Here is a 12,762-nt window from a genome sequence, read left to right on the forward strand (position 1 = left end):
AGAATTAAACAAGATGATTGTTAGAAATTGTTTTCTTTAAAAAACCGGCACTTAATTTTGGTGTCCGCTTCAATGTTTTATAATCTGCATATACAATACCAAAACGCGTATCATACCCGTCCGCCCACTCAAAATTATCAATGAGACTCCAGACAAAATATCCTTTGATCGGATACCCCTCATCAATGGCGCGTTTTGCAGAACGGAAATGTTCACGGAGGTAAAGAATCCGGTCGACATCCAGCACTTTGCCGTCCGGTGTTATTTGATCCGTGGCCGCGCATCCGTTTTCAGTAATGTACAGATTTTCTATATCCCATATTTCTTTCAAATGCCGCGCCGACCAGTAAATGATCTGCGGTCCGAATTTAATCCACGGTTTTCCCATAACAGGATATTTTTCCGGCACCGGGATAATTTCATACCCCAATGCATTGCTCGCAGCGCGGACATACGTCGGGTAATACGCATTTATTCCAATGAAATCCAGCGGGGTTCCGATTATTTGCATTTCTTCAGCGGTGAAATCAGGAGCATCGGCTCCCTCCCGTATTAAATATTCCGGCGTATACTGTTCTTCCAGAACCGCTGTAATAAAATGGCTGTTTTCGATACGCATTGCGCAACGGGAAGCTTCGATGTGTTCCTGTGTTTCAATAATCGGAACATAAATTTTCGGATTTTCTGCAATGCCGACAGGCACTTTATTGCCGGTCACAGCACGCAGTGCCAGCACGGCTTTACCGTGTCCAAGCAGTGCATGATGCCGGATTTGATTGCGTATCTTCCGTCCGACTTTTATTCCCGGTGGAAAAACACAGGCATCATACCCTTGATCTGTATATGAGAACAGTTCGTTAACCGTAAAAAAACCGTTTACTTTATCCGCGTACTGTTCTGCAATCAGCGTTGCATAGTCTGCAAAGCAATCTGTTGTTTCAACAGATTTCCAGCCGCCAAAATCATCCTGCAAAGCCTGGGGGAGATCCCAGTGAAACAGCGTCATCCACGGTTGAATGCCCGCATCAAGCAGTGCATCAATCAGCCGGTGATAGTAATCCAGTCCTTTTTGATTCACCGCCCTGCGTCCCGCCGGCATAACCCGCGGCCAGGACACTGAAAAACGATAGGCCTGAATGCCTATGTCTTTCATAATGGCAATGTCTTCCTTATAGCGGTGATACTGATCAACAGAAATATCGCCGGTGTCATTATTTTTCACATTTCCAGGCGTATGTGAAAATGTGTCCCAGATACTTTTTCCGCGACCGTCTTCATTTGCAGCACCTTCAACCTGATAGGATGCCGTTGCACAGCCCCACAGAAATTTTTCAGGAAAACTGTCCGGGCTCATTATTTCTCCTGAGTCCACACGGTTAATCCTGTTAAATCTTTTTCTTTCCGGCAAAACGGAATCAGAGAAAGAAAATATCCGACAATCATCATCAGCAGATTCCCAATCACACCGACATAATACATTTCAAAAGAAAACCGGCACGCTCCACCGAAAATGTCGCGACTGTGCAACAGCATAAAAATGGTAAAAATCGTTGAAAGAATAATTCCGATCACAGCGGCCCGTGCCGTTGCCCTGCGGGTAAAAAATCCAAGCAAATATAATCCAAGAATTCCCGAAGTCATTACCGATCCAATGAGCATTAGCATATCACGAATGGTGGTAGTTGTTGTCCGGATTAGTATCAACGCGCCAAGAAGCATTAATATAGAAGCAATACATGCAACGATCTTGGCAACGCGTAAATAATGCTGATCGGTTTTATTTTTAACAAGATGCCGGCGGTATATATCCACTACTGAAATTGTCGCGATTGCATTAATTGAAGAGTCAAGTGAACTCATGGCGGCGGCCAGTGCAGATACAATTACAAGTCCGCGAATTCCGATTGGAAGATAATTCATGATAAAATATGGAACAATCTGCTCTGCCTTTTGAACTCCGGAAAGAATCTCACTTGCCGTTGTTGTCGGGAAACGGGAAAAAAACACATAAAGCGCTGTTCCCAAAAACATGTAAAATGCCCACACCGGAATACTTGAAAGACAGGCAATCCAGACGGCATGCTTGGCATCCTTTTCACTTTTCGAAGCACAATAACGCTGAACCATGTTCTGATCGGCAGTATGTCCGTTAATCCAACCGATGAATCCCATCAGAAATAACATTGTCACAGTTTTTTCAGACAGACTGAATCCCCATTTGGCCGGAATAATCATGCCGTCTTTTATATCGGCAAAACTGAATTTGTGATGTTCTATACCCACCGAGAGAATCTCTCCGAATCCACCCGGAAGCTGCACGGCAACCAATGCAATACAAATTATACCGCCAAGAAAAAGAATGACTGTCTGAATAACATCCGTCCAGACAACAGCATCTATTCCACCGACGATTGTATAGATTGAAACCACTGCACCGGAAAATAGTACGCACCAGCTTAAACCAATCCCTGTCAGTTCATGCATCAATAATGCCAGCAGATATAGAATAATACTGATTCTAAAAATCTGTCCGAGCAGAGAAACCGAGGCAGAATAAACTCTCAAGCCGGCACTGAAACGTGCTTCTATATATTCATAAGCGCTTGTCACATTGTTATTCCGGAAAAAAGGAATAAACACTTTTACCGCCAGAATGGCCGCCAGCGGATATGCCAGTGCCGGAACAAACCGCACCCAGGTTGTTTTAAAAGCATCTGCCGGATACGCAATAAATGTTACAGAACTGATCGATGTTCCGATCATGCTCACTCCGATGGCCCATCCGGGAAATGAACGGCCGCCTAGAAAATATTCCTCCGTAGATGTGTTTTTTTTAGAAAAGTGAAATCCCATATATGCCATGGCAGCGCAATAAATGATAATAATGGATAAATCAATAAACCCAATGGTCATCGGAAACTCCTGTGCATTGCATTAATAAATAAGATTCCGGAAATTTTTTACACGGTGAAAAGTAACTATATTTCCGTTATGTGCGGACTCTGCATCTTGATCGCCGGAACGACTCAGGATGACCAGATCATCACCATCAAAATCCATACACGCATAATGACGGGCCTCTTTTTCTGAATTGCCCATTGCAACCAGTCCGGCAAAGCACCAGTCCACCATATTCTTTGAAAATGAAAGCTGCAGGGACCGGCGTTCGTTATCCGAATGCCCGTATCGGTCTAACGGCAGCAGGTCTGCACGGGTCATACTGTCAACGGCCAATGTACTAAGCAACCAGTAGAGCTTTGTCTGTTCATCATACAGAACAAAAAATTTCATCTGCCCTCCCGGTAGCGGCGTATACACCAGTTTTACACCGGACGGTGCGGTTTCCAGCATCGTTTCAATTGTTCCGTCGTCCCGCTCTACAGCTTTGACAACGGTTGCAAAATTACTGCGTCCGGTATGCGCCCGTGAAAAAATGTGAAATGTTTTCCCGTCTGGATCATACCAGTAATGATCCGGGGCTGTAATCTGTACAACATTCGATTCCAGCCAGCCGACCGGCGGAAATCCAATCCGTTTGGTACTTGTTTGAACCATCGCCTTTTTCGGATAATATCCACCCCAGAACGGTATACCAAAATAATTCATTTCGGCATCCTTAACCACCTTATAAAACGGCATTGCAGACGCAAATGTCCACGCATTGGAATTTAACAGCCCTTTTGACAGATCGCCGCGAATCAATGCCGGTGTAAATTCGCTGACGTCCCAGGTCAGCTCCATTTGCGGATCATCTTTCCGGTCCATTGCAAAATAGACGAATCCGTTTTTTACGATTACATTATGTGAACTGCTGTGCCACAACTCCCCGTCGGTCAATGTAACAGGATCTGACCAGGTCTTTCCGTTATCTTTTGATTCGAAAACTGCGAGATCACCGCGGTGACCGTAATGACCAAAACAGTAAATTTTATCGTCAGCGACAAACAACCGGCTTTGCATTAACGAATAATTAAACCGGTAATCCCAGGTCACACCGGCATCATCGGAGGTATAAATCAACGATTTTCCGGTGCCTTTCTGATTCGGAATTACAGGCATCGGCGAACCGGAAAACTCAAACGCGATAATAATCCGCCGATCCTTACCCGCAACAATTGTCGGATTGTATAGCCGGCTCGTCTGCGGATTATCGACCCTGTAAACAACCCGTTCATCTGCAATAAATCGTCCCTGATTGTTTACATTATCCGGTGCAGCAGCATGTACGCTGACAAAAACTCCATATACGGTATTAAAAGTAATCAATAATGAAAAAATGCTTAATGTAATATTGCGTTTCATTTTATCTCCAAGGCGTTAGAGTTTATTTAACATCGTCAAAAGTTGTTCCGACAACGATTTTCTCGATCTGATGGGGTGTTGTCGTACTCCAGGTGTTAATTTCGAATCGATCAATCACACCACTTCCATAGAGCGGTTCATATGCTGCAGCTTTACTTACAGTGGGACGGCCTAACTCTGCTGGATTGGCTGGATTGTACCAGCAATCAACCTGCAACTGCCCTCGCACATCTGTCAACCGGCAGAATACATCAATCATTTTTCGAACATTCTGGCAGGTTGCTTTTCCTCCACGATTCTGAACAATACTCTCAAACTCAAGAGAGCTAGATGAACTGAACGCTTTTAGATGCATGGAGCTATGCCGTCCCAGTTGTTCATGAGGAATCGCGGAATCTCCGAGCCCGAGACGAAGAATCGCACCATCCTCATCGCCTTTTACATCAACATGGACGCGCAACCATAGTTCAGCGGTTTTATTTTTTGCTTTAGTCCCGCTTTTTAACGCATATGACTGGCTAAAAGGTACCGCGATCTGAGCGGCACGCACACGTAATGTTCCATTGCGGACTTCTATCGTGCTGGCTTTTCCGACGTTAACACAAATCCACTGCTCAGGAATCGATTTTTCATTTTCAAAATCTATTGAATAAATGATTTCACTATATGTATGACTGCAACATAAACAGACCGCTGTGATAATTATTTGTAATTTTTTCATTCCGCTACTCCTTTTCTATCCTATTCTTTTATACTGAGTTTCCATGCTGTTGTTAATGAAGTAAGAACAGCGAAATTGATTTCACTTTCGGCCTCACATCTTCAAATGTTGTTCCCACAACAACTTCCCGAATATTTGAAGCGTGTCCGGACTCTGTAAACCAGGCATTAATTTCTATTCGGCTGAATACATTTCCGTATGTCGTATTATATGCGGCTGTTCTGGAAACCTGCGGATTCCCCAGATTAACGGAATTAGAAGGATTATACCACCCATCAACTTTAAGCTGTCCGCCAACGTCCGTTAAACAGCAATATACATCCACCTCGTTCCTCACATGTTCAGGACGAAGTGTTGCCGCTTGATTATTTTGTGCAACGGACGTAAACTCCAATGTATTCGAGGTACTATATGTTCTGAAATGCACGCTGGCTGAACGGCCCAGCTCACTTTCGACAATCAAATTATCGCCCAGCCCCAGCCGGATAACCTCTCCGGTCAAACTTCCGGGAGTAATGGTAAGGCGGAATCGCACCCATAACTCGCTGACCTGATTGCTCGCACCTGTGCCTGAGCGCAAAGCATAGGATTCAGGGAACACTGCAATCACTCTTGCCGCGCCGATATTTAATGTATCGTTCAAAACAGAAACACCATTTGAATTATTCGTAACCCGCCATTCAGCAGGCAGGGAGGATCGTCCGGAGAAATCTGTTGAAAAAATATGCTCAGAACAAACTGAGGTGCAAAGCAAAAAAATACTCATCAGCACAACCGCATTAATCTTATTCATAAGTACACCTTTCAGTTCAATTTTAAATTTTGATTATCAAAAGGATAATAAAACCGATTTAATTTACAGAGTGCATTGTTTTGCCAAAATTAGTATTTTTTTGCTTCATGTTTTATTTTATTTACTTTTTACACAGCATTATATTTTATAATCTACGATAGATTATCGTTGCACCTTAAATCAGTTTCAGGAGTCGTTTTATGGATCCTTTTTTGCTCAAAAATATTGAATCTATGCAATACGGGCATATGACCTTTCGAGAGCATCGCATTTCGCATTTAAAAAATCTTTTTATTCCGCACTGCGGACATACTCTGATTAGCAGTTCACGCTACCATTTTAACCTGCGTACCCGCGAGCCTGGGCAATCCATTTTCCAGTATACGATCAGTGGAACAGGAAAACTGAAACGCAAAGGAGTTCTGCATACCATCACTGCAGAAGATGCGTTTATTCTGACCTCTCCGGATATTTCCGAGTATTATTTTGAAGAAGGTAGCAACCCATGGCACATTATTTTTATTACATTAAAAGGCAACATCTTTCTGCCGGCGTGGAAATTATTCATTAAACAATACGGACCGGTTATGCATATTCCTTCATCTCATCCAATTCTCCACCGGGCAGCCTTTATTATCCAGCAGGCATATGCCGGTCGTATCAATACTCCGGAGGAAATTGCACATGCTGCATCCAGCTTTGGTTTTTCTTTTATTGAATATATGCAGAACCGCTTCGCCAATAAAAAAATTCCAATTGGCATTCAGCGCGCGATTAATTTCTGCCAAGCCAATCTGCGCAAGCCGCTCACACTGCCGCAGCTTGCATCCATTGCCGGTTGCAGCACATGGCATTTTGCACGGGAATTTAAAAAATGGACTTCATTTCCCCCAGGACAGTATATTGAAAAACAACGCATTGGACATGCCGTGGAGCTTCTCAGATATTCAGATAAAAATATTACTGAGATTGCTGCAGCATGCGGATATGGAAGTGCCAATTATTTTGCCCGGGCATTCCGCCGCGTGACGAACTCTTCTCCTCTTGAATTCCGGCACAAAAATATCCCCGAATAACATCCCGGCTGAATCATTTAGAGCATTTTAATTTTTAGTATAACCGTACAAGAACTTGTGGGACACACTTCCAGTATTCAGGAGCGTGTAGTTTCTGCAAAATTTTACACGCTCCTGAATACAGCAGCGTGTCCTGCGACAAGTTCCAATTCCAATGGATCGCATCAATCGACAATTTCGGACACATTTCACACCGGAGTACTGATGTCTTTCATCAATACCCTGCCATTTGCATAACCGATAAAATTGCTTACAATACAAATTCGAGTTACCGGTAATTAAAACGTGGATCTTCAGATTCTGTTCTCGCATTTTTCATCAACCGATCCAGATCGTTTGCAATTTCTGGATACTGCGCCGCGACGTTTGATGTTTCACGTGGATCAATCGCAATATTATAAAGTTCCAGCGGCGAACCCGGATTTTCAATTACATTATAACGGACGCCCTTCCAGTCACCTTTGCGGATTGCCATCTTTCCGCCGCCTCCACGAATTTCCCAATAGAGAAATTCTCGTGGCGCCGGTTCACCGCCGAATAATACCGGCAGCATTGAAATTCCGTCTGTTTGCGACGGAATCTTCTGCCCTGTGAGTTCGGCGGCAGTCGCCAGAAAATCCCAGAACGCGGAAACATAATCTGAAACCGCACCGGCGGAAATTTTTCCCGGCCACGAGGCAATCAGCGGAACGCGGATTCCGCCTTCATATAGATCGCGTTTGATACCGCGCAATGATCCGTTTGAATTGAAATATTCCGGATCGTGTCCACCCTCTTCATGTGGCCCGTTATCAGATGAGAAAAAGATTAACGTGTTTTCCCTTAGTTCGAGAATTTCCAGCTCGTTGAGAAGTTCACCGACGTAATCATCCAGCATATTCATCATCGCTGCAAATGCGGCGTGTCCTTCGGATTGCGACACATACGGTCCGCGTCGGAAATTTTCTGGAGTTCCTTCTGTTTTGTACGATTTTTCCGGCGGGAATTTCCCGCGATATTTCTCCATATATTTTTCCGGTGCGATCATATCTGCATGCGGTTGCACCGGTGCATAATAACAGAAAAACGGACGCGTTTTATTTTCACGCACAAAGTCCAGCATGTTACGGTGAATAAAATCCGGTGCGTAATCGATGCACTGCGTGCCGAAATTATTCCAGAGCATTTCGCGCATCCGATCGTTCCAGAGAAAATAAGGATAGTAGCTGTGTGCCATAACCTGACAATTATAGCCGTAAAAACGATCAAATCCCATATCCAGCGGTTCGCTGCCGGAATCCGGTGCGCCGAGTCCCCATTTACCAAAAATTCCAGTCGTATATCCGACGCATTTCAATAATTTTACAACGGTAAAAGTTTCCCGTGGCATCGGAATCTGCCCCTCCAAAAAAAACGGCGGCATTACAAAATTCAAATTCCCGCGAATCGGTGCATGACCGGTATGCAACCCAGTCATTAAAGTGCAACGTGACGGCGCGCAAACCGGACTGCCGGAATAATGCTGCGTGAAACGCATGCCCTCCTTTGCCAGCCGGTCAATGTTCGGCGTTGAAAATCTCTGCTGTCCGTAGCAACTCAGATCGCCGTAACCAAGATCGTCCGCCAGAATAAAAATAATATTCGGACGTTCTGCGAAGTTTTTCGACATCGCTTCGTCTGAAAATGCCGTGGCACTGAACACCGCCGGAATAATGAATGACAATTGCTTCATAAACATTTATGTAAAATTTTTGATTATAGATTATCCTTCTCATTAAGAAACCATATCCGAGAAATTTATTTAGCCAGTAACGCATCCACTGGAAAAACCGACAGAGAGCATCATGAAAATAATTATCCTAATTGCATTATTCAATATAACTGTATCTGCACTTACTGAAGAGGCGTTCCATTTTTTTATCTTTTCTGGGCAGTCTGACATGGCAGGAATCGATCCGGAAAATTCCTTTATTCAGGCAGTTCAGAACGCATGCGCTACGAATGTTATTATTATTAAAGATGCAACAAGCGAGCAGCCGGTTTAGCGGCGGTACAGGCAATGGACCTCTGCCGGGATGAATCCAAATCGAATTCCGCTGGGGCGCTGATTTTTTTCATCAGTACCCCAGCGTCTGCCTAACCGATAAATTTCTTATAATACAAACTCTTTTAGATTTTAAATTTATCGTATCTTCCGGCGACAAATGAGTAATCCGGCACCAATGATCCCAAACAGCCCCATAGTGGATGGTTCCGGAATAACCACCGTCCAGACCTCAACGGCATCTAGCAGGTGCGGGGTGCTAGTTCCCCATGAATTAATCTCCAATTGGCTAATCAATCCGGCACCGTACGTAGCACTATAATCTTGAGTTGTAGATGAATCCGGAGCACCGAGATTGTCCGCATCAGCTGGGTTATACCACACATCCACTTTTATTTGACCGCTGACATCGATATACCGCACAAAAAACTCGACGAAATTGCTGTTATCCAGGGTGTTGTTCCATGCGCTTTGGACGTTTTGCGCACATGCAGCGAAACGGTTGGCGGAAGCCTCGTTATTGTTATGCGATTGAATTGCTACTGACCCGAAACGTCCGGACTGCTCCTGAACCAGAGGTAGCGTTCCCAGTCCGATTCGAACATTTGTCCCATCGTTATCTCCGCCTGACTTTATTCGTAAACGCATCCACATTTCATCTACATAAACGTCTGCACCAAGAATTGTTGAACTCAAGGCATAACTTTGTCCGAAATCGTATCCGGCTTTCCTGTTACCAATAGAAACAATCCCGTCATTAACGGCCATTGAATTGCCGGTAGCCTGATGATTGCCGTTCAACGTCTCCCATCCATAATCAGCCAGATCAGTCTTTCCTGCATCTGTAAAATCACTGAAGTACACATTATTGGTAATGATACCCGCGGATGCGATTGCTGTGATTCCAACTAACATACTAATGAGATATTGTAACTTCTTATTCATACACTTTGCCTTTCATTACGATTGCTCTGAACCCTCCTTACACACACAAGTGAGTGTGACCAACGGATAAAAAAATAACTTTATTTGAAAGAAAATCCAATATGATTGTTTTGCTGATTATAGCATTTTTTTGCTTTATGTCATAAGGTCTTAATTCTCAATCTGCCTTGATTGTTTTCACGCTGCTTATTGTTTTTGCTCCACAGTAATTTCGTATGATTCATCAACTAAAATTCAATATTTCCCGCCATGCTCAGAATGTATCTTTCAAAAAGTGGGATGTAACCGCCGGAGATAGCGCCGGCACTGAAACCGGAATAAAACCGTTTCGCAATGACTGTGCAGCACAGCAACCGGCGGCAACCGCATTGCGCGCTGCAATCGCAGATGTTTTTATTATAAAAACTAAAATTATTCCGTGATATTTGATTTTTACGAATAGTACTGTTGACAAGGATTTAAATATAAATTGGGGCTGTAGTAGATAAGCACTAAATATATATTCCCAAAATTTATCTGTGCTTCGGCGTCCCCTTGCGTTGCAGCTAAATCGCAAAGGCACGCTCGGTGTCGATGTCTGAGATTATGAAGAATGCGGGGTATTAAGTTTACGAATCAGCTTCCCAGCCATACTGCACCTTTTTCAGTTCCACCAACAAATCCACTGGTTTGAGTCGTCCGCTGTAGCCGAGATGGACTTTTGATACGCCTTCGACGGCATGGCCTGTAATTTCCTGCGCATACCGGTCAGGGATTTTCGCGACGTTCTGTGCGTATTGAGTCCATGTATATCTGAAATCATGGAAGTGTTTGTGCAGGGACTCTGTCGGCAGCCATACCTTTTTCCAGCGTGCAAACCAGGTCGATATTTTGCTTCCGTATCCCTTGGATGTCACAAAAGTCAAATCAGGGAACAACAGCCCATTAGTATCATCCGCTTTTCGCCTGGCGATATACGCTTTGAAATCAAGATCGTTCAGCACATACGGATGAACAGGTATAATCCGGATTGAGGGATCATTTTTCACCAACTTCAATTCATGCTTTTCGTTTATATCAATGACAGTAATACCGTCGCTGTCGTCGTAAACGTCCGATGCTCTCAGCTGGCAGATTTCGTTCAGCCGGAATCCATGATAAAGAGAGAGAGTCGACACCCAGTAACGGGATGGCTGTTCAGAGTTCAGGGCGAAAGGCTGGATAGCTTGCCAGAAAGTATTCAGCTCTTCTTGTGTGAACCCGCGCGCGACGTCTTTCTGAATGTGAATTTGAGGAACTTCAATACCTTTGGCGGGATTAATTACGATACACCCGACGTCATCCTTTGCGTATTTGAAAACGGCAATAATGTTTCCCAGCCGGTTCTCGCAGGTGACTGCAGAGATTGGAGCAAAGGTCTCCGGTGATGTTTTTGTCAGCCGGATACATTCCTGCAGAGGCAGCCCTTTATATTCCCGTTTCTTCACCATATTCGCGGGGATATACGGAAGGCAGTTTCTGACAAAACCAATCAGATCTTCTTTTGTGAAATCCTCGGCATATGTCCGGCCTGTCCACTCTTTCAGGATGCGAATGTCTGCACGGATCGTGGCTATAGTTTTAGCAATGCGCTGTTTTGCCGCAATCATCAATTCTGCAACATCAGAAAGATCATGCATCTGAGAAGAGGCCGTGACTGTCCGGGAAGCGGTAACTGAAACGGCGGTCTTAATGGGCGGATCGATTTCATTCAAAGACTTATCCAATGCGGTGGCAATATCGTTTCTCATCTGCTGAAGGAACTTGCAGAATGTCCTTTTTCGAATACGGTTTTGCCCCGGGGTAGCTAAAGGCGTCAGCGGCCACTGGATGCCGATTTCCTCCAAGCTAATGTAATAGTCGTCGCCACGCTCACCGACAATACCGGCCGTTTTACCGTAGAGTTTAATTCGCGCCACCAGTGAGCTGTCATCTTCTTGATCGAGGATTTCCGGCAGGCTTTGATCCCATTGTGTTTTCAAACTCTGCCGAAATACATCAGGATCAAACATTGACGATTTGCTGACCGGAATAGCCTGCGTGGAGGCAGTTCGAATCCGGTGAAACTCATTCATCCATAGAGCTGTCAGTTTCTTCGCTTCAATCTTGGCTTTTACAGGGTCATCCGTTTTCAACGATTGAACGATTTCACGCCGCCCGATGGCTGACAGGCAATCCTTCGGAACTCTCATCCGAAAATAGAATATCTTGCCCCTTAAAGTGACGTGGTCTACCGTCATGTTCACAACCATTGCCTTGCTCCGTTTGTGTAGCAATCGTGTGTAACAAAACGTCAAAAACCCTAAATAAATGAAGTTTTTCTAGGAAATAAGAGAAATCTCGGGGAAACAGGATTTGAACCTGCGACTTCTTGGTCCCAAACCAAGCGCTCTACCAGACTGAGCTACTCCCCGGCGGGTGAAAGCGTGGCACTATCAAGGAATCATCATGAAAAGGCAACCGGAAATAATTTGGCGGATTATAAAAAGGCGGATTGTAAAAGTGAATCACTCCGCGGGCTGAAGCCTGCGGCTTCCGGTCTTCTTATCATTGCTCCGGCATGACAAAGCGGTCCGGAATATGGGTGCCATTCATCACGGTCTTAAAAGACTGAGGTTTTCTAACTGCAAGTGTATTGCCTCATATAAGAAAGACACCGAAGGGGTGCTGATTTTTGATCGTTGACGGGCATGGGGTAGTTCTTTCGTTATGGTTTGTCAAGCGGCGGTTTTCCCGGCCTGTTTTTTCAGTTCTTCAATGCGGCGTAATTGCTTTTCGATCCGCCGGTTGAGATCGAACGGGTCCAGTGTGTTATACTTCTCTTTCAGCGCGTTGGCCTTTTCCGGGGTGAGGATGCCGCTGGCATTCAACCGCTCGTACGGTG

At 44.6% G+C, this 12,762-nt stretch carries 11 protein-coding genes and 1 tRNA gene; 3 read left to right on the forward strand and 9 right to left on the reverse strand.

Annotation, left to right across the window (positions count from 1 at the left end):
* Positions 1 to 4: 4 nt before the first annotated feature.
* From WC959_09160 to WC959_09180, 5 genes are read right to left on the reverse strand one after another with little or no spacing between them, the layout of a single operon-like run.
* The gene (locus tag WC959_09160; GenBank protein MFA5689300.1) at positions 5 to 1,354 is read right to left on the reverse strand and encodes a GH1 family beta-glucosidase; all 1,350 of its coding nucleotides are present in this window, start codon (positions 1,352 to 1,354) and stop codon (positions 5 to 7) included.
* Positions 1,354 to 2,913 carry a sodium:solute symporter gene (locus WC959_09165; GenBank protein ID MFA5689301.1) on the reverse strand — a complete coding sequence of 520 codons (1,560 nt, stop codon included), beginning with the start codon at positions 2,911 to 2,913 and terminating at the stop codon, positions 1,354 to 1,356. Before WC959_09165 ends, WC959_09160 begins: the two co-directional genes overlap by 1 nt.
* Before the next feature lie 21 nt (positions 2,914 to 2,934).
* Positions 2,935 to 4,302 (reverse strand): sialidase family protein, encoded by a 1,368-nt coding sequence (locus WC959_09170; protein ID MFA5689302.1) that lies wholly within the window; start codon positions 4,300 to 4,302, stop codon positions 2,935 to 2,937.
* A 22-nt stretch (positions 4,303 to 4,324) separates the two neighbouring features.
* Positions 4,325 to 5,023, reverse strand: coding sequence for a hypothetical protein (locus tag WC959_09175; protein MFA5689303.1), 699 nt, complete (start codon positions 5,021 to 5,023; stop codon positions 4,325 to 4,327).
* 52 nt (positions 5,024 to 5,075) lie between these two features.
* Positions 5,076 to 5,816: a hypothetical protein gene (locus WC959_09180; GenBank protein MFA5689304.1), complete on the reverse strand. Its 741-nt coding sequence runs from the start codon at positions 5,814 to 5,816 to the stop codon at positions 5,076 to 5,078.
* A 200-nt stretch (positions 5,817 to 6,016) separates the two neighbouring features.
* Between WC959_09180 and WC959_09185 the strand changes: the two genes are divergently transcribed.
* Positions 6,017 to 6,892, forward strand: coding sequence for an AraC family transcriptional regulator (locus WC959_09185; protein MFA5689305.1), 876 nt, complete (start codon positions 6,017 to 6,019; stop codon positions 6,890 to 6,892).
* A 268-nt stretch (positions 6,893 to 7,160) separates the two neighbouring features.
* On the opposite strand, the gene WC959_09190 is transcribed toward WC959_09185, so the two are convergent.
* Positions 7,161 to 8,603, reverse strand: coding sequence for an arylsulfatase (locus WC959_09190; protein ID MFA5689306.1), 1,443 nt, complete (start codon positions 8,601 to 8,603; stop codon positions 7,161 to 7,163).
* 112 nt (positions 8,604 to 8,715) lie between these two features.
* Between WC959_09190 and WC959_09195 the strand changes: the two genes are divergently transcribed.
* Entirely contained in the window at positions 8,716 to 8,916 is a 201-nt protein-coding gene (locus WC959_09195) for a hypothetical protein (GenBank protein MFA5689307.1), read from the forward strand.
* Between the two features lie 137 nt (positions 8,917 to 9,053).
* Here WC959_09195 and WC959_09200 read toward each other — a convergent pair whose 3' ends face one another.
* Positions 9,054 to 9,860: a PEP-CTERM sorting domain-containing protein gene (locus WC959_09200; GenBank protein MFA5689308.1), complete on the reverse strand. Its 807-nt coding sequence runs from the start codon at positions 9,858 to 9,860 to the stop codon at positions 9,054 to 9,056.
* Positions 9,861 to 10,075: 215 nt separating this feature from the next.
* On the opposite strand from WC959_09200, the gene WC959_09205 reads away from it, so the two are divergent.
* Entirely contained in the window at positions 10,076 to 10,282 is a 207-nt protein-coding gene (locus WC959_09205) for a hypothetical protein (protein MFA5689309.1), read from the forward strand.
* 186 nt (positions 10,283 to 10,468) lie between these two features.
* Here the strand turns inward: WC959_09205 and WC959_09210 are convergent, their stop codons facing one another.
* A complete protein-coding gene (locus tag WC959_09210) occupies positions 10,469 to 12,130 on the reverse strand; it encodes a DUF6538 domain-containing protein (protein ID MFA5689310.1) in 1,662 nt (553 codons plus the stop codon).
* 88 nt (positions 12,131 to 12,218) lie between these two features.
* Positions 12,219 to 12,292 (reverse strand) — tRNA-Pro (locus WC959_09215).
* Between the last annotated feature and the right edge of the window lie 470 nt (positions 12,293 to 12,762).

The sequence above is a fragment of the Kiritimatiellales bacterium genome (assembly GCA_041656295.1).
In the GTDB taxonomy this organism is placed as follows: Bacteria; Verrucomicrobiota; Kiritimatiellia; order Kiritimatiellales; family Tichowtungiaceae; genus Tichowtungia.